At 73.1% G+C, this 19,322-nt stretch carries 15 protein-coding genes; 3 read left to right on the plus strand and 12 right to left on the minus strand.

Translation table 11 applies throughout. The annotated features are described in order from the left end of the window. Positions 1 to 97: 97 nt before the first annotated feature. Complete coding sequence (locus tag ACFYMO_RS27725; RefSeq protein WP_019360103.1) at positions 98 to 292, minus strand: DUF3046 domain-containing protein; 195 nt, start codon at positions 290 to 292, stop codon at positions 98 to 100. A 79-nt stretch (positions 293 to 371) separates the two neighbouring features. On the opposite strand from ACFYMO_RS27725, the gene ACFYMO_RS27730 reads away from it, so the two are divergent. After that, the gene (locus ACFYMO_RS27730; RefSeq protein ID WP_388549740.1) at positions 372 to 1,277 is read left to right on the plus strand and encodes a hypothetical protein; all 906 of its coding nucleotides are present in this window, start codon (positions 372 to 374) and stop codon (positions 1,275 to 1,277) included. An 86-nt stretch (positions 1,278 to 1,363) separates the two neighbouring features. Here the strand turns inward: ACFYMO_RS27730 and ACFYMO_RS27735 are convergent, their stop codons facing one another. The 3 genes from ACFYMO_RS27735 to ACFYMO_RS27745 all read right to left on the minus strand — a co-directional run bounded on the left by ACFYMO_RS27735 (position 1,364) and on the right by ACFYMO_RS27745 (position 3,354). Next, positions 1,364 to 1,669, minus strand: a complete 306-nt coding sequence (locus tag ACFYMO_RS27735; protein ID WP_366774258.1) for an AzlD domain-containing protein — start codon at positions 1,667 to 1,669, stop codon at positions 1,364 to 1,366. Next, positions 1,666 to 2,436, minus strand: a complete 771-nt coding sequence (locus ACFYMO_RS27740) for an AzlC family ABC transporter permease (protein WP_388549775.1) — start codon at positions 2,434 to 2,436, stop codon at positions 1,666 to 1,668. Before ACFYMO_RS27740 ends, ACFYMO_RS27735 begins: the two co-directional genes overlap by 4 nt. 81 nt (positions 2,437 to 2,517) lie before the next feature. Then, positions 2,518 to 3,354, minus strand: coding sequence for an AraC family transcriptional regulator (locus tag ACFYMO_RS27745; RefSeq protein ID WP_388549743.1), 837 nt, complete (start codon positions 3,352 to 3,354; stop codon positions 2,518 to 2,520). Positions 3,355 to 3,476: 122 nt separating this feature from the next. On the opposite strand from ACFYMO_RS27745, the gene ACFYMO_RS27750 reads away from it, so the two are divergent. Continuing rightward, the gene (locus ACFYMO_RS27750) at positions 3,477 to 8,276 is read left to right on the plus strand and encodes an ATP-dependent helicase (protein WP_388549746.1); all 4,800 of its coding nucleotides are present in this window, start codon (positions 3,477 to 3,479) and stop codon (positions 8,274 to 8,276) included. An 80-nt stretch (positions 8,277 to 8,356) separates the two neighbouring features. Here ACFYMO_RS27750 and ACFYMO_RS27755 read toward each other — a convergent pair whose 3' ends face one another. After that, the gene (locus ACFYMO_RS27755; protein WP_366774262.1) at positions 8,357 to 8,953 is read right to left on the minus strand and encodes a MarR family transcriptional regulator; all 597 of its coding nucleotides are present in this window, start codon (positions 8,951 to 8,953) and stop codon (positions 8,357 to 8,359) included. Between the two features lie 166 nt (positions 8,954 to 9,119). Here ACFYMO_RS27755 and ACFYMO_RS27760 point away from each other — a divergent pair, with 166 nt between their 5' ends. Next, the gene (locus tag ACFYMO_RS27760) at positions 9,120 to 9,965 is read left to right on the plus strand and encodes a DNA-formamidopyrimidine glycosylase family protein (protein ID WP_366774263.1); all 846 of its coding nucleotides are present in this window, start codon (positions 9,120 to 9,122) and stop codon (positions 9,963 to 9,965) included. 755 nt (positions 9,966 to 10,720) lie between these two features. Here ACFYMO_RS27760 and ACFYMO_RS27765 read toward each other — a convergent pair. The 7 genes from ACFYMO_RS27765 to ACFYMO_RS27795 form a co-directional block, all read right to left on the minus strand. Further along, complete coding sequence (locus ACFYMO_RS27765) at positions 10,721 to 11,101, minus strand: helix-turn-helix domain-containing protein (RefSeq protein ID WP_019360111.1); 381 nt, start codon at positions 11,099 to 11,101, stop codon at positions 10,721 to 10,723. A 130-nt stretch (positions 11,102 to 11,231) separates the two neighbouring features. Then, complete coding sequence (locus ACFYMO_RS27770; protein ID WP_366774264.1) at positions 11,232 to 11,798, minus strand: nicotinamide-nucleotide amidohydrolase family protein; 567 nt, start codon at positions 11,796 to 11,798, stop codon at positions 11,232 to 11,234. Positions 11,799 to 11,812: 14 nt separating this feature from the next. After that, positions 11,813 to 12,631 carry a CDP-diacylglycerol--glycerol-3-phosphate 3-phosphatidyltransferase gene (gene pgsA / locus ACFYMO_RS27775; RefSeq protein ID WP_366774265.1) on the minus strand — a complete coding sequence of 273 codons (819 nt, stop codon included), beginning with the start codon at positions 12,629 to 12,631 and terminating at the stop codon, positions 11,813 to 11,815. After that, entirely contained in the window at positions 12,628 to 14,250 is a 1,623-nt protein-coding gene (rimO, locus tag ACFYMO_RS27780) for a 30S ribosomal protein S12 methylthiotransferase RimO (RefSeq protein ID WP_366774266.1), read from the minus strand. Before rimO ends, pgsA begins: the two co-directional genes overlap by 4 nt. A 126-nt stretch (positions 14,251 to 14,376) precedes the next feature. Then, on the minus strand, positions 14,377 to 15,183 hold the full coding sequence (locus ACFYMO_RS27785; protein ID WP_388549753.1) for a helix-turn-helix domain-containing protein: 807 nt from the start codon (positions 15,181 to 15,183) through the stop codon (positions 14,377 to 14,379). A gap of 360 nt (positions 15,184 to 15,543) precedes the next feature. Next, complete coding sequence (locus tag ACFYMO_RS27790) at positions 15,544 to 18,324, minus strand: DNA translocase FtsK (protein ID WP_388549756.1); 2,781 nt, start codon at positions 18,322 to 18,324, stop codon at positions 15,544 to 15,546. 200 nt (positions 18,325 to 18,524) lie between these two features. After that, positions 18,525 to 19,214: a response regulator gene (locus ACFYMO_RS27795; protein ID WP_366774269.1), complete on the minus strand. Its 690-nt coding sequence runs from the start codon at positions 19,212 to 19,214 to the stop codon at positions 18,525 to 18,527. Positions 19,215 to 19,322: the final 108 nt, after the last annotated feature.

Consider the following 19,322-nt stretch of genomic DNA (forward strand, 5'->3'; position numbering starts at 1 on the left):
TCCGCCCCCGGCGCGACCGCCCCGCTGTCCGTCGCCGTCGCCTGGTGCACCCACCAGGCAAGTTTCGCGCCCGGGAAGACGGCGTCCGGTAAACGACTCACCTCTTGTCCGCGGGGACCTCCATGACGTCGCACACCACGCGCCAGACGTCCTTCGCGTCCCAGCCCGCGGCGAGTGCGTCGTGCACCGTCCGGCCGCCCAGACCGGACATCACATGGTCGTGCGCGAAGGAGTCGGCGTAGGACGCACCGAAGTGCTCCGCCATCCGCTGCCAGAAGTCCGTCAACCGCATGACTCCAGTATCCAGCCCTCCGGGGTCGGCTCTCCCCGACCGCCCGCCGCCCGGGGACGCGCGGGCCTACCGTCGGGGAATGGCTCCCTGTGGATCGGTCCTCTCCCGCGCGGAGAACTTCATCTGGCTGACGGCGCGTGTCCTGGAGCAGCGCCGGTTCGCGCACGATTTCCAGGACGGCGATCCGGGCGCCGTCGAGACGGCTCTGGACGCCTACCGCAACAGCGACGGCGGCTACGGCCACGGACTCGACCCCGATCTGCGCGGCCCGGTGAGCCAGCCGCTGCACACCGCCGCCGCGGTGCGGGTCCTGGACGGCATCGGGCGCTGCGCCGGGCAGCGGGTGGAGCGCATCGGCCGCTATCTGACGGCGGTCGCCACCCCGGAGGGCGCACTGCCCGCCGTGCACCCCTCGCTGCGCGGCTTTCCGGCAGCGCCCTGGTTCCCGGTCGTGGACGCGCCGCCGGGCGACCTGCTGGCCACCGGCCCGGTGGTCGGCGCCCTGCACCGCAACAACGTGTGGCACGCATGGCTGTTCCGCGCCACGGACTACTGCTGGAGCGCCATCGAGTCGCTGGGGAAGACCCATCCGTACGAGGTGCGGGCGGCACTCGCCTTCCTGGAGGGGGTCCCCGACCGGCCTCGCGCCGAGGCCGCGGCGGAGCGCCTGGGGACGCTGGTGCGCGAGCAGCGCCTCGTCGTGACGGACCCGGGCCGCAGGTCGGACTTCCCGCTCCCCGGGGGATACGCACCCGCCGAGTACCACTACCCGACCGACTTCGCACGTACCCCCCGCTCGCCCGCCCGGCGCTGGTTCTCCGACGTGGAGCTGGAGCGCGCACTCGACCACCTGGTCAGCCGGCAGCGGGACGACGGCGCCTGGGATGTCACCCGGCACCACTGGGCACCGGGAACAGCGCTGGAGGGGCGTCCGCAGATCACGCTGGAGGCGCTGCACACACTGCGGGCCTACGGCCGGCTGTGAGCGTGCTCGCGAGGACGGCCCCCGATGCGGCGCCGCGAGGATGCGGGCCCGGACCACGCGCGCGGGGCGCTGGAGCCGCACGATCCCTACCCCAGCGCCCGTACGCCTGCCGTGACCAGCACCGCGGCGGCGACGACCACCAGGAACGGCGCCCGCACGGCCAGCGCTGCGGCGGCAGCGGCGAGCCCCGCGGCGCGGGCGTCGAGCACCAGCGACACCTGGTGGGCGAAGGTCTGCTGCGCGATCAGTGCCGCGAGCAGCGCGACGGGCAGCAGCGCGGCCAGCCGCTGGACCAGGGGCCGCTCCAGCACCCCCGCGGGCACCGAGAGGCCGAGCAGCTTCACCAGGTAGCAGCCGAGGGCTGTGGCCCCTATGGCGATCCACACACTCATCGTGTCTCCTCGCTCGCGGTCCGCTCGGCTTCCCGCGCCGCCCGTCGGCGGGGCAGCGCTCTGCCGTGCGCCAGCAGCACGAGAGGTGCCGCGAGCGCGGCCGCCAGCACCGGCACCCCGGCCGGCAGCAGCGGCAGCAGTCCGAGCCCCAGGACGACGGCCGCAGCCGCTGTCGCACGTTCCTGACCGGTGCGGAGCATGGGCGCCAGCAGGGCGAGAAAGGCCGCGGGGCCGGCCGCGTCCAGGCCCCAGGTGTCCGTGTCCCCCAGGGCTCCGGCGCCCAGCGCGCCGATCAGTGTGGTGAGGTTCCACAGCACGAACAGCGTCGCTCCGGTGACGGTGAAGCCGAGCCGGACGGCGTGCTGTCCGCGCTGCGCCAGGGCGACGGCCGAGGTCTCGTCGATCACCCAGTGCGCGGCGGCCAGCCGCGCACTGCCGCGCAGCCGGAGCAGCCCGGAGAGCCGCAGCCCGTAGAAGGCGTTCCGGGAACTCAGGAAGAAGGCACCGGCGGCGGCGGTCAGGGGCCCGCCTCCGGCGGCGAGCGCGCCGACGAGGGCGAACTGCGAGGCACCGGTGAAGACGAACAGGCTCAGGGCGCAGGTCTGGGCGAGGGAGACGCCCGCACCGGCGGCTGTCACGCCGAAGGCGAAGCCGGAGAGTCCGACAGCGACGCCGACTCCCAGCGCGTCCCGTACGACGGCACGGTCGTCGCGCGTGCGCTCCGCTGCGGCCTCGCCCGGCGGGCCCGGTACGCCGGTGGTTTCCAGGGGTGAGGGGGCGCTCGGCGCCGCCGGTTGCTCGATGGTTTCTCTCCGCTGTGGCACGCGGTCACGTTAGGGAACCGGAGCTCATCCGCTCTTGTACGTTCTTGCACGTCCCCGCTGGTAGGCGCCGGGCGGTACACCGACGGTCCGGCCGAAGTGCCGCGTCAGATGGGACTGGTCGGTGAAGCCGACGGCCGTGGCCGTTTCCGCGACGGGCAGCCCCGCGTCCAGCAGGGCACGCGCCCGGTGCACGCGCGCGTCCGTCAGCCAGGTGTGCGGCGGCATCCCGTACAGCCGGCGGAAGGCGCGGAGCAGTGCGAAGGGGCTGGTCCCCAGTTCGGCGGCGAGGCTCTCCAGGGAGGGCGGGTCGGCCATCCGCTCCTCCAGCACCGCGCGGGCCCGCAGCGCGTACCGGGCGCCCGCGAGGCGGACCGGGCGTTCGGGCAGCACGCCGCCGTGCCGCTTCAGCAGCCGGGCGACCACCGCGTGCAGGTGGGTGTCGGCGGCGAGCGCGTTGCCCTCGTCGAGCGCCCGGTGCACGGCCCGCACCTGGCGGGCCGAGACCGGGTCGTCGGCTGCCGCGACGGTGAATCCGGGGGTGCCCCGGAGGCTGGTGGTCTCGGCCGCGATCCGGGCGACCAGGGCTGCGTCTGGGTAGAGCACCTCGTAGGACCAGCCCTCGGGGGTCCCGGCGTGCCCGGTGTGCATGGTGTCCGGATTGATCAGCGCCATTCCTCCGGCGCCCACCCGGTGCAGGCGGCCGCCGTGGTGGAACGCCTCCACCCCGTCGGTGATCGCGGCCAGCACATAGGTCTCGTGGGTGTGTCTGGCGAAGGTCTTGCGAATGTAGCGGGCGCGCAACAGGTCCACTCCCGGCAGCTCGGGCGACTGCCAGTAGTGCGCCTTCTCCTCCCGCGTCATGTCCCCCATTGTCCTCCGCCCCGATGATCCGATGAGCGGGGGCCGTGCCCACTCCGGCGGCGCCGCGGGCCTCCGGTCGCGGTCCCGGGCCGGTGTCAGTGCCGTGCTGCACGATGGGAACCATGGGTCGGACATCGGCGCTGGACGCCTTCTCACCGGCGACCCGTGCATGGTTCACGGGCGCCTTCAGCGAGCCCACGGCCGCGCAGGAGGGCGCCTGGCGCGCGCTGGCGGAGGAGTCGGACGCGCTCGTGGTGGCGCCGACCGGCTCGGGCAAGACGCTGGCCGCCTTCCTCGCCTCGCTGGACGCGCTGGCCGCCGACCCGCCACCCGCCGACCCGCTCAAGCGCTGCCGTGTGCTGTACGTGTCGCCGCTGAAGGCGCTCGCCGTCGATGTCGAACGCAACCTGCGCAGCCCCCTCACGGGGATCCGGCAGGAGTCGCTGCGGCTGGGGCTGCCGGAGCCGGAGATCAGGGTCGGGATCCGCTCCGGGGACACCCCCGCGACCGAGCGCAGGTCGATCGCGCGGCGCCCGCCGGACATCCTGATCACCACCCCCGAGTCGCTGTTCCTGATGCTGACCTCCGGCGCCCGGGAGGCGCTCTCCGGCGTCGAGACGGTGATCCTCGACGAGGTGCACGCGGTGGCGGGCACCAAGCGGGGTGCGCATCTGGCGCTCTCCCTGGAGCGGCTGGACGAGCTGCTGGACCGCCCGGCGCGCCGGATCGGCCTGTCGGCCACCGTGCGGCCGGTGGAGGAGGTGGCCCGCTTCCTCTCGCCCCGCAGGAACGCCGCGATCGTGCAGCCGCCGTCGGGCAAGCGGTTCGACCTCTCGGTCGTGGTGCCTGTCGAGGACATGGGCGAGCTGGGCGGTTCGCCTGCTCAGGACGCCTCCGGGGCGGCGGGCGGTGGTCCGGGCGGTGGGGACACACCGTCGATCTGGCCCTCGGTGGAGGAGCGGATCACCGACCTCATCCAGGAGCACCGCTCCACCATCGTCTTCGCCAACTCGCGGCGGCTGGCCGAGCGGCTGTGCAACCGGCTGAACGAGATCGCCTACGAACGCGCCACGGGCGAGCCCATGCCCGAGGACCACTCGCCGGCGGAGCTGATGGGCAACGCCGGTGCGGTCACCGGGGCACCGGCGCTGCTCGCCCGCGCGCACCACGGCTCGGTCTCCAAGGAGCAGCGCTCCCAGGTCGAGGAGGATCTGAAGGCGGGCAGGCTGCCGGCTGTGGTGGCCACCTCCAGCCTGGAGCTGGGGATCGACATGGGAGCCGTCGATCTTGTGATCCAGGTGGAGTCGCCGCCCTCGGTGGCTTCGGGCCTGCAGCGGGTGGGCCGGGCGGGGCACCAGGTGGGCGCGGTCTCGGCGGGAGTGGTCTTCCCCAAGTACCGGGGCGACCTCGTACAGTCCGCCGTGGTCACCGAGCGGATGCGCGAGGGTGCCATCGAGGCGCTGCGCATCCCCACCAATCCCCTGGACGTCCTCGCCCAGCAGATCGTGGCGATGGCCGCGGTGGACACCTGGAACGTGGACGAGCTGCTGGCCCTGGTGCGGCGGGCGGCGCCGTTCGCCGCGCTTCCGGAGTCCGCCTACACCTCGGTGCTGGACATGCTGGCCGGGCGGTACCCCTCGGACGCCTTCGCCGAGCTGCGCCCGCGGCTGGTGTGGGACCGGGTGGCCGAGACGCTCAGCGGCCGTCCGGGCGCGCAGCGGCTGGCCGTCACCTCCGGCGGCACCATCCCGGACCGGGGGCTGTTCGGGGTTTTCCTGGCCGGAGCTGACCCGAAGGGCGGCGGCCGCGTCGGGGAGCTGGACGAGGAGATGGTCTACGAGTCCCGGGTGGGTGATGTCTTCACCCTCGGGACGACGACATGGCGGATCGAGGACATCACCCGGGACCGCGTCCTGGTCACTCCCGCGCCCGGGGTGCCGGGCCGGCTGCCGTTCTGGCGGGGCGACCAGCTGGGCAGACCGTTGGAGCTGGGCCGGGCGCTGGGCGCCTTCCTGCGGGAGATCGGCTCGCTCTCCCGCGAGCAGGCGGAGCAGCGGCTGGCGGCCTCCGGGATGGACGCGATGGCGATCGGCAATCTGCTGGCCTATCTGGGCGAGCAGCGCGAGGCCGCCGGGCACGTCCCGGACGACAGGACGATCGTCGTCGAGCGCTTCCGCGACGAGCTGGGCGACTGGCGCATCGTGGTGCACTCCCCGTTCGGCGCCCAGGTGCACGCGCCCTGGGCGCTGGCCATCGGCGCCCGGCTGACCGAGCGGTACGGCATGGACGCGCAGGTGATGCACGCCGACGACGGTCTGGTGCTGCGGCTGCCGGACGCGGAGCTGATGGACCTGGACCTGTTCGACGGGGAGGCGCGGCCGCCGCGCATGCCCGCGCAGGAGGCCCCGGGCGACCGGGACGAGCCTCCGCTGGGCGTCGGCGACGTCCTCTTCGACAAGGGCGAGGTCGAGCAGACCGTCACCGACCAGGTGGGCAATTCGGCGCTGTTCGCGGCCCGCTTCCGGGAGTGCGCCTCGCGCGCGCTGCTGCTGCCGCGCCGCAGCCCGGGCAAGCGCACCCCGCTGTGGCAGCAGCGCCAGCGGGCGTCCCAGCTCCTGCAGGTGGCCGCCGAGTTCGGCTCGTTCCCGATCGTCCTGGAGGCGGTGCGCGAGTGCCTCCAGGACGTGTTCGACGTGCCGGGGCTCACGGAGCTGATGGGCGACATCGAGGCCCGCCGGGTGCGCGTGGTCGAGGTCACCACGCCGGAGCCGTCGCCGTTCGCCCGGTCCCTGCTGTTCGGCTACGTCGCACAGTATCTGTACGAAGGCGACTCGCCGCTGGCCGAGCGGCGGGCCGCCGCGCTCTCCCTGGACTCGCGGCTGCTGTCGGAGCTGCTGGGCCAGGCGGAACTGCGGGAGCTGCTGGACGCCGACGTGCTGGCCGAGCTGGAGCGGGAGCTCCAGTGGCGTACCGAGGACCGCCGCCTCAAGGACGTGGAGGGCGTGGCCGACCTGCTGCGGCTGCTGGGCCCGCTCACCCCGGACGAGCTGGCGGAGCGCGGCGCCGAGCCGGGCTGGGCGGCAGAGTTGGAGACGGCCCGCCGCGCCGTCCGGGTACGGATCGCGGGACGCGATCACTGGGCGGCGATCGAGGACTCCGGGCGGTTGCGGGACGCGCTCGGGGTGGCGCTGCCCGTCGGGGTTCCCGAGGCCTTCACCGAGCCGGTGGCGGACCCGCTGGGCGATCTGCTCTCGCGCTACGCGCGCACGCACGGCCCGTTCACCTCCGCCGAGGCGGCGGACCGCTTCGGGCTGGGGACCGCTGTCACAGACGGTGCGCTGCACCGGCTGGCGGCCGGGGGGCGGCTGGTCCAGGGTGAGTTCCACCCCTCGGGAATCGGCCAGGAGTGGTGCGACGCGGGGGTGCTGCGCAGGCTGCGGCGCCGCTCGCTGGCCGCGCTGCGCCAGGAGTTGGAGCCGGTCGCCCCGCAGTCGCTGGCCGCCTTTCTGCCGCAGTGGCAGCATGTGCGCACCAACAGCCTGCGGGGTGTGGAGGGGCTGCTGCGCACGGTGGAGCAGTTGCAGGGGGCGCCCGTTCCGGCGTCCGCGCTGGAGAAGCTGGTGCTGCCCGGCAGAGTCGCGGACTACGCGCCGCCCATGCTGGACGAGCTGACCGCCTCGGGCGAGGTCGTCTGGGCGGGTGCCGGGGCGCTGCCCGGCAAGGACGGCTGGATCTCACTCCTGTTGGCAGACGCCGCCCCGCTGCTGCTGCCTTCCCCGCATCCGCTGGAGCTCACTCCGGTGCACCAGGCGGTGCTGGCAGCGTTGGAAGGGGGCTACGGGCTGTTCTTCCGGCAGATCGCCGAGCACGCGCGGGCCGCGCATCCGGAGTCGACCGACCCGCAGCTCAGCGAGGCGCTGTGGGATCTCGTGTGGTCCGGCAGGGTCACCGGTGACACGCTCGCGCCGCTGCGCGCGCTGCTGGGCTCGGGGCGTACGGCCGGCTCGACGGCGCACCGCGCGAAGCGACCCGCCCCGCGGGGGCGCTACGGCTCGTTCACAGCGGCGGCAGTCGCCGCGGGCAGCGGAGCGGGCCGCCGCGGTCCGGGGCGCGCACCGGCCGCCGCGCCACCGACAGTGGCCGGACGCTGGTCGCTGCTGCCCGCCGCGGAGAGCGAACCCACGCACCGGGCACACGCACTGGCCCGCACCCTGCTGGACCGGCACGGGGTGGTGACGCGGGGCGCGGTGGCCGCCGAGGGTGTGGAGGGCGGGTTCTCGGCCGCCTACCGGGTGCTGTCCGCCTTCGAGGAGAGCGGGCAGGCGCGGCGGGGCTACGTGGTCGAGGGACTGGGCGCCGCACAGTTCGCCATGGACGGCGCGGTGGACAGACTGCGCGCGGTCAGCACGGCCCGCGAGCGGGAGGGCGGCGTCCCCGGCGCGTACGGCGGGCCGCAGAGGAGCGGTGCCCCCGCCGGGGCGGGGGCACTGGTACTGGCGGCAGCGGACCCGGCGAACGCCTATGGTGCCGCCCTGCCTTGGCCACCGCCTCCGCCCGGCGCCGCCCACAAGCCGGGGCGAAAGGCGGGCGCGCTGGTGGTCCTGGTCGACGGCGCGCTGACCCTCTACGTCGAACGGGGCGGCAAGACGCTGCTGGCCTGGGCGCGGGATCCCGAGGCGCCGGAGGGCGCCTCGGGGGGCCCCGGGGACGCGTCGGCCGCGGGAGCCGCGGACCGGCCGGATTCGGCGCAGGTGGTCGCGGCGGTCGAGGCGCTAGCCGAGGCAGCGCGCCGGGGCGCGCTCGGTACCGTCACGGTGGAGCGGATCAACGGCACGGCGGCACTGTCGTCGCCGTTGAGCGCCGCCCTGGAGGCCGCCGGGTTCCATCCGACCCCGCGCGGACTGCGGCTGCGCGCGCGATAGCAGAGCGCCGTCGCCGGGACGGCGCTCTGCCGCCCCTGCTCCTCATGCCGTCGGCCGCCCCGGAAGCCGCGCGGTGGCGGTCACTCCTGCCCCGACGACTCTGAGGACTCGCTGTCGGAACTGGTCGCCAGCATGATCTGCCGGAGAAGGCCGGCGAGCAGTCGCTGCTCGTGCCAGTCCAGGACGCCGAACAGGCGACGCTCCTCTTCCGCGGCCGTCTCGATGGCGGCCAGCCACACGGAGCGCCCCTCGCCGGTGAGGACGACTTCCGGGGAGGGGCCGCCGGTGGTGGTGCGTGCCACGAGATCCCGCTGCTCCAGCAGGTCCAACAGCTCGGACAGGGCGTTGGGAGCCGTCCCGAGCTCGACGGCGAGCCCGGTGAGATCGGCCCGCCCGCCGTTCCCGGCCAGGAGGTGCAGGACTTCGTGCTCCTCCCGCCGCAGGCCGCACTCCGCCAGCGCCCGCTCCCCTGACCGCCGCAGGTGGTCGGCAAGGTACTGCATCCGGGTGACGGCGCCTTCGACATGGCGGTTGAGTTCGGGCAGCACCGGCTGCCAGCGGTCCAGATGGTCCTCGACCCAGTCCCGCGCGCCTTCCAGCGCGTCCCTCTGCTCGGCCTCGGCCTCTCCGTCCACGTCGAGCGCGTCGTGCTGTCGTTGGTATCCCCACTGCCCCATGGCCCTGGATCGTATCCCGTGATCGTCCGGCACTTGCCGCCGCTCTCCCCCGCTTCCGTCGGTGGCCCCTGCAACCATGGGCATATGTCCCGGGGGGCCGGGATGGCGCAGGATGCCGGAAGGCCGGGCAGGAATGTCGTACAAGCCGTGGATGGGGTGAGGACCGATGCCCGAGGGGGACACCGTCTGGCGTACAGCGCACGCACTGCACTCGACGCTGGCCGGGCAGGCGCTGGTTCGCACGGACTTCCGGGTGCCCAGGATGGCGACGGTCGATCTGTCGGGCCGGAGGCTGCTGGATGTCACTCCGCGCGGCAAACACCTGCTGATGCGGGTCGAGGGCGGCTTGACGGTGCATTCCCATCTGGGCATGGAGGGTGCGTGGCGGATCAGGGCGGATCCGCCGGGGAGAACAGACCCGCTCCGGGGGTTCGGGCCCGGCCATCAGATCCGTGCCCTGCTGGCCACCGATTCGCACTCCGCTGCCGGGATCCGGCTCCCCGTGCTGGAACTGGTGCGCACCTCGGCGGAGTTCACCGTGGTCGGCCACCTGGGTCCCGATCTGCTCGGCCCCGACTGGGACGCGGCCGAAGCCGAACGGCGGCTGCTCCAGGACCCGGACCGGCCGCTCGTCGAGGCTCTGCTCGACCAGCGCAACCTGGCGGGTATCGGCAACGTGTACGCGGCCGAGTTGTGCTTCCTTGCCCGCACTTCGCCCTGGGCCCCGGTGGGCTCGCTGCCCGCCGGGCTGCCGGCCCGCCTGGTCGGCGCGGCCAAGCGGCTGCTGGAGGCCAACAAGGACCGTCCCCGCCGCCGCACCACCAACAGCCCGCGGCCGGACCGGGGTCTGGCGGTCTACGGCCGCGGGAACCGCCCGTGCCACCGCTGCGGCACCCCGGTCCACACCGGTTCCCACGGGCCGCCCGAACGCGTCCGCACCGTCTGGTACTGCCCGCACTGCCAGCCGGCCCCCGGGAACTCCGGAGAAGGAACACCATCCACGGAGAATTGACGTACCGTCAGCTCGCGGCGGCGGGCTGAGCGCTTCCGGCGTCTCACGGGCCTGAGGTACGCGTACAGCCCATCCTCCGGTATCCGGCTTCCGGCCTCTCACGACCGGCCGGATTCCCCGTTCCCCTGGCCGGGTAGCCCTGCCGTGGCAGCCCGCCGGGTGGCCTCCCCCTTCCGCGCCGGGCGGCCTCGCGCCACATGCACGGGCAGTACGCTCAGCCCCCATCCCCCCGCTGTCACCGACGCCTCCACCGGGCCGCCCTCCCCTGCGGCCACCCGCCATATCGCGCACAGCCAGCCGAGGGCACAGGCACTCCCGAGGGCCCACCGGCACCGCAGCAACGGGCGCACAGCCGACATGCCGCCACCTCCCGCGACGGAGCCCTGGCCGCACCGGGCGGAGCACCGTGCGCGGCGGAGAGGGCGGGCCGTCGACGAAATCGAGAACACCGCCATCGTCCCGCACCCCGGGCGACTCCGCGACCACAGCACGTCACACCGGGACGCGCGCGGAACTCGCCTCGCGCTCGCCACGGGAGCCTTCCACCCGACCCCTCTCCGGCGGCTGGCGCGGGCCGGACCTCCAGGCCCGCGCCAGCCGGTCGGGGCAGGCGCCGGAGAGTGGTGCGGGACGGCTCCACGCAACGAAGGCCCCGCCGGAAGGGTCCGGCGGGGCCTGTCGTTCACCTCTCACCCGGCTGCCTCGTCCCGCGCGGGACCCCGGCAGCGGCGTACGCAGCCACGATCGCCACCCGGTCAGGCAGCGACCACGTCCACGGCCTCCGTCGGCGCCTTGATCGTGACGCGCTCCTCGGGCACTCCGGTGACCGAGGTGACGGACAGCGGATTGAGCACCGGCCGCATCGGGGCGGGCACGGCGTCGCTCGCCGCGGACTCGGCCAGCTCGGCGAGCGCCAGCTCGTCGCTGACCTCCCGCATCAGCTCGGACATCCGCACATCGAGGGCGTCACAGATCGATGAGAGCAGCTCGGACGAGGCTTCCTTCTGGCCGCGCTCGACCTCGGAGAGGTAACCGAGCGAGACCCTGGCGGACGATGAGACTTCGCGCAGGGTGCGACCCTGGCGTTGGCGCTGCCGACGCAGCACGTCACCCAACAGGCGACGGAGCAGAATCATCGGTGCTCCTCCCTCTCAACGCGCGGCGTCTTCCACAGCCTGTATCGGGGCGGCCAGTTGGCCCCGACTCCTTCAGGCTCCACCGTACCGCCTCGGCAGGCGGCCGTGCGGGGAGCGATGTCGTGTTCACTCAGGGCTGCAAACATCCATTCCCCCCGGTCTGTTCCCTACCCTGTCCTCCGGCATTTTCGATCAGTTCGTCGTAGAGCAGCTCCAGCGCGCCTCGAACACTCTCCGTGCGGATCCCGGCACGCTCACGTTCCCCGGCTGCCGCACCACCACCGGCCGGCTCACCGCTCCGGCCGACCGCCGACCGCAGCTTCCGCGCCACCGGCGTCGCCCCGGGAGCGGCGACGGCGACGTACACCGTTCCGACCGGCTGCCCGTCCTGGGGCTCGGGCCCGGCCACGCCCGTGGTGGCGAGGCCCCAGTCGGCACCGAGCACCGTGCGTACGCCCTGCGCCATCCGACGCGCGACCTCCGCGTCGACAGCGCCCCGCTCCTCGAGGAGTGCCCCGTCCACACCGAGTACATCCCTCTTGAGCGCGGTCGCGTACGCGGTCACCGAACCACGGAAGACTCGTGAGGCGCCCGGGACACCGGTGATCTCGGCCGCGACCAGTCCTCCGGTCAGCGACTCCGCCACGGCGAGCGTCTGGCCCCGCTCTGTGAGCAACGCCAGCACACCGCCGGCCATGGAATCCGCCTGCGTCAGGGCCGCTCACCCCCTGTGTCCTCGTCACTCCCGGTGGTCTGCGTCTTCCCCGGGTTCCCGAGGCTACGCCCGTCCTCCTCGTCGGCGCTCGTCGCGCTCTCGCCGTGCGCGGCGCTGCCGCGGGCCTCCGGCTCGCTCCCCGCCGAGGAGGGTCCGCCGCCTCCCGCCGACGCGGCCCCGGCCGCCTCCGCGGCCAGTCCGCTCCGCCGCAGCACAACGGCCTGGCGTACATAGTCGAGACCGGTGATGACGGTGAGGAGCACGGCCACCCCCATCACCCACCAGCGCGCGGTGGCCAGCGGACCGGTCAGCGCCAGCACGTACATGCCGACGGCGACACCCTGGGCGAGCGTCTTCATCTTGCCGCCGCGGCTGGCCGGGATGACCCCGTGCCTGATCACCCAGAAGCGCATCAGGGTGATGCCCAGCTCGCGGAAGAGGATCACCCCGGTGACCCACCACGGCAGGTCCGAAAGAGCGGAGAGGCAGATCAGCGCCGCTCCCATGATCGCCTTGTCCGCTATGGGATCGGCGATCTTCCCGAAGTCGGTGACGAGGTTGTAGCGGCGCGCCAGCTCCCCGTCGAACAGATCGGTGATCATGGCGATGGTGAACGCGGCCCAGGCGAACGAGCGCCAGGCCGGGTCATGACCGCCGTTCGCGACCATGAGCAGCACGAACGCGGGCACCAGCAGGAGCCGCACCATGGTCAGGATGTTCGCGATGTTCCACAGGCTCACAGGGCGTACCGTGCTCGCCGCCGCCGGTTTGGGTACGGTGCCACGCCGGGCCGCGGAGGCCGGGACTCCGGTCATCTGCCGGCCTCCTCCCCGACGCGGCGCAGGTCGTCGCCCACCGAGCGGGCGGCCGGAGCGGTGCCGTACCCCGCGGGGGCGGCGGTGCGAGGCTCCGCGATCAGATCCACGCCCTCCGCCGCCACGACCCGCGCCTCGACCATCCGGCCCACCGGCAGGGCCTGACCCGCTTCCGGCGCCGGTCCGGACGCCTCCGGCCGCACCAGCCGCACCTGGCCGTCGGTCTCCGGGGCCTGGTGCGCGCCGCGCCCGAGCGGCCCGTCCTCCTCGTCGTGGGTCTCGACCAGCACCCGGACGGTCTCGCCCACCCGCTCCTCGGCGCGCTGGGCGGTCAGCTCCTCGGCGAGCCTGGACATGTGCGCGAGGCGCTCGGCGACCTCGTCCGGATCCACCTTGTCCGCGTACCCGGCGGCCTCGGTGCCGTCCTCGTCCGAATACCCGAACACCCCGATCGCGTCGAGACGTGCTTCGGTCAGGAAGCGCTCCAGCTCCGCCACGTCCTGCTCGCTCTCGCCGGGGAAGCCGACGATGAAGTTCGACCGGGCGCCCGCCTGCGGAGCCCTCGTGCGGATCTCCTCCAGCAGCCCGAGGAAGCGCTCGGTGTCGCCGAAGCGCCGCATCGCGCGCAGCACGCCCGGCGCCGAGTGCTGGAAGGACAGGTCGAAGTAGGGAGCGACCTTCTCGGTGCCGGTGAGCACGTCGATCAGCCCGGGCCGCATCTCGGCCGGCTGGAGATAGCTCACCCGCACCCGCTCGATGCCGTCGACGGCGGCCAGCTCCGGCAGCAGCGTCTCCAGCAGCCGGATGTCCCCCAGGTCCTTCCCGTAGGAGGTGTTGTTCTCGGAGACGAGCATGATCTCCCGAACGCCCTGCTCGGCGAGCCATCTGGTCTCGGTGAGCACGTCGGCCGGGCGGCGCGAGATGAACGAGCCGCGGAAGGACGGAATGGCGCAGAAGGAGCACCGGCGGTCGCAGCCGGAGGCGAGCTTGACGGAGGCGACAGGGCTGCTGCCCAGCCGCCGCCGCAGCGGCGCGCGCGGCCCGGAGGCGGGCGCGACGCCCTCGGGGAGGTCAGCGGGGGCGGACTCGGCGGCCTCGTCGGCGCTCTGCTGGGTGGTCGCCCCGGCAGCTGCCACGGCACCGTGTCCGGGCAGTGCGACGGCGGCGCCCTGCCGCTCGGCCGGGCTCACGGGCAGCAGCTTGCGCCGGTCGCGCGGGACGTGCGGCGCGTGCACCCCGCCGCCCAGGATGGTGCCGAGCCGGTCGGAGATGTCCGTGTAGTCGTCGAACCCGAGGACCCCGTCCGCCTCGGGGAGCGCCTCGGCCAGTTCCTTGCCGTACCGCTCGGCCATACACCCCACGGCCACCACGGCCTGGGTTCTGCCCTCGCCCTCCCTGGCTGCGTTCTTGAGGTCGTTGGCCTCCAGCAGCGCGTCGACGGAGTCCTTCTTGGCGGCCTCGACGAAACCGCAGGTGTTGACGACGGCGACATCGGCGGCGGCGGCATCCTCGACGAGATCCCAGCCATCCGCCGCCAGGCGGCCTGCGAGCTCTTCCGAGTCCACCTCGTTACGGGCGCAGCCGAGAGTGACAAGGGCGACGGTACGGCGTTCGGGCATGGGCTCAGCCTACTTCGTCCCTCCGGCACCATCCGCCGCCAGGTTGCGACCACGCAGCTCACCGATGCGGGCGCAGCGCCCCACCCGGCGACGGGACCGCGCCGGGCCCCGGTACGCGGATGCTGGTCAGCCCGCTTCCGGGTCGCCCCGGGTGTAGCTGAGCCGCTGCACCTGGCCGACCTCGCCCGCGTGCTTCACCTGCTTGCCGTTGACGTACAGCTTCACGCCCCCGGCGTTGCCCAGCACGAGATCGAGCCGCTTGTCGTCGGTGAGGGTCTTGGACTGCCCCTCCTTGAGTACGCCTTCGTGGATCAGCCGTCCGTTGTGGTCCTTCGCGGAGACCCAGCTGTTGCCCTTCTCCGCGGTCATCCGGACGGTGACCTTGTCGGCGGGCGCTCCGGCGATGGCGCTCTCGGACGGCTTGGGGTCGCTCTTCCTGGAGGGCGAGGGTTCCGCGGAGGGATCCGTCGTGGGCTTCCCCGACGGTGCCTTCTCGGCGGCCTGCTTGCCGGAGTCCTCGCCGCCGCCGCCACCGACGAGAGTGAAACCGACGAAACCGACGACCGCGACGATGGCGGCGACCATCGCGGCCGTCCAGTTCGGTCTGCGCGGCTCGGGGCGGATGCGCTCCGCCTCGAACAGGGTCGCGGGCGGTGTGGGCTCGGGACGGCCGCCGTGTTCCTCGTCGTACTGCGCGACCAGAGCGTCGCCGTCGAGGCCGACCGCGCGTGCCAGAGTGCGGAGGTGGCCGCGCGCGTACACGTCTCCACCGCACCGGGAGTAGTCGTCCTGTTCGATCGCCTGGACGATCGGGACACGCACCCGGGTGGCGGTACTGACCTCTTCCACGGTCAGCCGTGCGTCGATGCGGGCCTGCTGGAGGGCTCGACCGACCGGGGGGCGGTCCTCTTCGGGGGAGTTGCCGATGGACACGGGGGCGCCTTTCGAGCGTGTAGCCACCTGCTGGGGGTTCAGTCTAGGGGCGGAGCAAAAGGGTGGGGCAAGCGGGCGGAGCAAGTTTGTACGCCATATGTATGGCGTACGTATGACCGAGCTGCGCCGGGGGGCGCCCGCGCGGAACCGAGTACGCCGACGTCTCTGCCGTCCCTTCCCTCAACTTGACGTACAGACCACGGAAACGGTTGCCTCGACCGCCCTTTCGAGTGAGCTGTACCGCCGTGCAGCCGGTGCCGGGCGCCCCGCAGGCGCCGTGGAAGCCGCCCGCCGGCCGGCGCCGGGCCGCCCCCGCCGAGAGGGGCGTGCCGAATGCGGCGCCCGGCCTCCGCACCGGGACTACTGTCCGCCGCCTCTGATGACCGTGAGCACCTCGTCCAGCTCGTCGGGCTTGACCAGGACATCCCGCGCCTTGGAGCCCTCGCTGGGACCCACCACGCCGCGCGACTCCATCAGGTCCATCAGCCGCCCCGCCTTGGCGAACCCGACCCGCAGCTTGCGCTGGAGCATCGAGGTCGACCCGAACTGGGTGGAGACGACCAGCTCCGCCGCCTGGCAGAGCAGATCCATGTCGTCGCCGATCTCCTCGTCGATCTCCTTCTTCTTGCCCTGCGCCCCGGTCACGTCCTCCCGGAAGACGGGCGTCATCTGCGCCTTGCAGTGCTCGACGACCGACTGGACCTCCTGCTCATTGACGTAGGCACCCTGCATCCGCGTCGGTTTGCCCGCGCCCATCGGCAGGAACAGCCCGTCCCCCTTGCCGATGAGCTTCTCGGCACCGCCCTGGTCGAGGATGACGCGGCTGTCGGCCAGGGACGAGGTGGAGAAGGCCAGCCGGGAGGGAACGTTCGCCTTGATGAGACCGGTGACGACATCCACCGACGGCCGCTGGGTCGCCAGCACCAGGTGGATGCCGGCGGCCCGCGCGAGCTGGGTGATCCGCACGATCGCGTCCTCCACGTCGCGCGGCGCCACCATCATCAGGTCGGCCAGCTCGTCCACGATCACCAGCAGATACGGGTAGGCCGTCAGCTCCCGTTCGCTGCCCTCGGGAGCGGACACCCGTCCGGCCCGTACCGCCTCATTGAAGTCGTCGATGTGGCGGAACCCGAACGCCGCCAGGTCGTCATAGCGCAGATCCATCTCGCGCACGACCCACTGGAGGGCTTCGGCGGCCTTCTTGGGGTTGGTGATGATCGGGGTGATCAGATGCGGGATGCCCTCGTAGGCGGTCAGCTCGACCCGCTTGGGGTCGACGAGCACCATCCGCACGTCCTCCGGGGTGGCACGGGCCATAACCGAGGTGATGAGGCAGTTGATGCAGGAGGACTTGCCGGAGCCGGTGGCGCCCGCGACGAGGATGTGCGGCATCTTCGCGAGGTTGGCCGAGACGTATCCTCCTTCGACGTCCTTGCCGAGCCCGACCAGCAGCGGATGCTCCTCGCCCGAGGCATCGGCGGACCGCAGCACGTCACCGAGATTGACCATCTCCCGGTCACTGTTGGGGATCTCGATCCCCACCGCGGACTTGCCGGGGATCGGATTGATGATGCGGACGTCAGGGCTGGCCACGGCGTAGGCGATGTTCTTGGCCAGGGCCGTGATCTTCTCGACCTTCACTCCCGGACCCAGCTCGATCTCGTAGCGGGTGACCGTCGGACCGCGGGTGAAGCCGGTGACGGCGGCGTTCACCTTGAACTCGGTGAACACAGTGGTCAGCGACTGCACCACCTGGTCGTTGGCGGCGCTGCGGGACCGCCCGGGACCACCGCGTTCCAGCAGGTCCAGCGACGGCAGCGCGTAGGTGATGTCGCCGGAGAGGGTGAGCTGTTCGGCACGCGCGGGCAGGTCGGCGGGTTCCGGCGGCGCCGCGGCCTTGGTCAGATCGGGGACCGGGGTGCGCTCGGTGACCTCGCCCCCCTGCGGACCCTCCCCCTGCGCGCCGCCCCGGCCCCGCGCACCCGGCACGGCCGAGCCGGTCGCCTCGCCCTTGCGCTTCCCGCCGCGCGACCTGGCGACCGAGGTGGTCAGATCGGCGACCACCGGCGACGGCTGGACCCCGTTGACGACGGCCCCGTCCAGCGAGGCGGCAGCGGCTGCGGCCACATCCACCGCGTCCCGCGTCCGCCCGCTCTCCCCGGCACTCGCGCCGAGCGCGCCGATCTCACCGTCGGCGGGCAGCGCCTCCCGGGGCCCGGCCCGCCGACGACGGTCCAGCGCCTCCTTCTCGGCGAGCGCGGGAGCGATCCGGTCCTTGCGCATGCTGTGCGCACGGCGTCCGGCGGCCGGCTCCTCCTCGTCCGGCTCCAGGTCGTAGTCGTAGCCGGCCACCGGCTGGACGACGCCCAGCCTGACCCCCGCCGCCCGGAGCCGCTGCGGGATGGCGTTGACCGGGGTGGCCGTCACCACCAGCAGTCCGAAGACGGTGACGAGAGCGAGCAGCGCCACCGCGAGCATGTTCCCCAACGTGAAGATCAGCGGCCGGGAGACGCCCCACCCGACCAGGCCGCCCGCGTCCCGCAGCGCCTCGTCGCCCGCCCCCCTGCCGGGCGCGCCGCAGCCGATGTGGACGAGCCCCAGCACCCCGACCAGGAGAGCCGAAAGGCCGATCACGATCCGGCCGTTGGCCTCGGGCTTCTCCGGATGGCGGATCAGCCGCACCGCGATGACGGCCAGCAGTATCGGCACCAGCAGATCCAGCCTGCCGAACGCGCCGGTCACCAGCATCTCCACCAGATCCCCCACCGGCCCCTGGAGGTTGGACCAGGTACCGGCCGCGACGATCAGTGCGAGACCGATCAGCAGCAGCGCGAGTCCGTCCTTGCGATGGGCCGGGTCCAGCGCCTTCCCGCTGCGCCCTATGCCCCGCAGAAGCGCACCGAGAGTGTGCGCCAGGCCGAGCCAGCACGCCTTGAGCACCTTGAGCACGCCGCTGGTCGGGGACGGCGCCGCCGTGCCCTTGCCGCCCTTGGCCGCGGGCTTCTTGGCGGGCGCCTTCTTGGCGGGCGCCTTCTTGGGTGGCGCCTTCTTCGCCGGGGCCGCCTTCGCGGACTTCGGGGCAGCCTTCTTGGCGGGTGCTTTCCTGGCAGCCTTTCCTGTTCCCGACGCGCGTGAGGCCATGGGTGCGAGGTTACCTGGGTCGGGCACCCGAGGCACGGAGCCCGGGGCCGCCGACGCCCCGCCGGGAGGGGCGGAGCCGTCCGGACTCGGCATCACTTCCCCGCGCGGCAGTCGCCGGTGGCGGTGACGGCGGCGACGCAGCCCACGGCGGGACTGCGCCACGAGGACTCCTGACGGAGTGGCCGCCGGCAGCCACTCCGTCAGTTCTGCGAGGACACCTGCGCCGAGGGGTCGCCTTCCGTTCCCGGGCCCAGCGCGTCAAGTGCGCTGCGCAGCCCGGCGAGTTTGCGCTCCAGGTGCGCCGCGGTCGCGGCGGTCGCCCCGTCGGCCGCACCGCCCAACTGCTTGGTGAGCGCCTCGGCCTGCTCCTCGACGGCCGCCAGCCTGGCGGACAGTTCGACCAGCAGGCCCTGTGCCTCGTCGTCGCCGTCGCGCGCCGGGCTCCGCTCCCCGCCGTTCTCCAACTGGAGCCGGAGCAGCGACGCCTGCTCGCGCAACTGCACGTTTTTCATGTACAGGTCCACGAAGACCGAGACCTTCGCCCGCAGCACCCAGGGATCGAACGGCTTGGAGATGTAGTCGACCGCACCGGCCGCGTACCCGCGGAAGGTGTGATGCGGGCCGTGGTTGATGGCCGTGAGGAAGATGATCGGAATGTCGCGGGTGCGCTCACGGCGCTTGATATGCGCTGCTGTCTCGAAACCGTCCATACCCGGCATCTGGACATCCAGCAGAATGACCGCGAAGTCGTCGGTCAGCAGCGCCTTGAGCGCTTCCTCCCCTGACGATGCCCGCACCAGCGTCTGATCGAGCGCGGAGAGAATCGCCTCCAGCGCCAGCAGATTCTCCGGCCGGTCATCGACCAGGAGGATCTTGGCCTTCTGCACCATGGCCCGTCCTCCTCGCCCCGGCAGCCTCTCGGACGCCGCCCCTGGGAGCGGCATCCTGTCGCCGCCGCCCGTCCTTGTGCCGGTCATGGTAGCCGCACCCCGCGGTTC

The sequence above is a fragment of the Streptomyces sp. NPDC007025 genome (assembly GCF_042869455.1).
In the GTDB taxonomy this organism is placed as follows: domain Bacteria; phylum Actinomycetota; class Actinomycetes; order Streptomycetales; family Streptomycetaceae; genus Streptomyces.

Bases quoted from the DNA above. Each gene is read 5' to 3' on its own strand.
- ACFYMO_RS27725 (WP_019360103.1), bottom strand. From the start codon at position 292: ATGCGGTTGACGGACTTCTGGCAGCGGATGGCGGAGCACTTCGGTGCG.
- ACFYMO_RS27730 (WP_388549740.1), top strand. From the start codon at position 372: ATGGCTCCCTGTGGATCGGTCCTCTCCCGCGCGGAGAACTTCATCTGG.
- ACFYMO_RS27735 (WP_366774258.1), bottom strand. From the start codon at position 1,669: ATGAGTGTGTGGATCGCCATAGGGGCCACAGCCCTCGGCTGCTACCTG.
- ACFYMO_RS27745 (WP_388549743.1), bottom strand. From the start codon at position 3,354: ATGACGCGGGAGGAGAAGGCGCACTACTGGCAGTCGCCCGAGCTGCCG.
- ACFYMO_RS27750 (WP_388549746.1), top strand. From the start codon at position 3,477: ATGGGTCGGACATCGGCGCTGGACGCCTTCTCACCGGCGACCCGTGCA.
- ACFYMO_RS27755 (WP_366774262.1), bottom strand. From the start codon at position 8,953: ATGGGGCAGTGGGGATACCAACGACAGCACGACGCGCTCGACGTGGAC.
- ACFYMO_RS27760 (WP_366774263.1), top strand. From the start codon at position 9,120: ATGCCCGAGGGGGACACCGTCTGGCGTACAGCGCACGCACTGCACTCG.
- ACFYMO_RS27765 (WP_019360111.1), bottom strand. From the start codon at position 11,101: ATGATTCTGCTCCGTCGCCTGTTGGGTGACGTGCTGCGTCGGCAGCGC.
- ACFYMO_RS27770 (WP_366774264.1), bottom strand. From the start codon at position 11,798: ATGGCCGGCGGTGTGCTGGCGTTGCTCACAGAGCGGGGCCAGACGCTC.
- pgsA (WP_366774265.1), bottom strand. From the start codon at position 12,631: ATGACCGGAGTCCCGGCCTCCGCGGCCCGGCGTGGCACCGTACCCAAA.
- rimO (WP_366774266.1), bottom strand. From the start codon at position 14,250: ATGCCCGAACGCCGTACCGTCGCCCTTGTCACTCTCGGCTGCGCCCGT.
- ACFYMO_RS27790 (WP_388549756.1), bottom strand. From the start codon at position 18,324: ATGGCCTCACGCGCGTCGGGAACAGGAAAGGCTGCCAGGAAAGCACCC.
- ACFYMO_RS27795 (WP_366774269.1), bottom strand. From the start codon at position 19,214: ATGGTGCAGAAGGCCAAGATCCTCCTGGTCGATGACCGGCCGGAGAAT.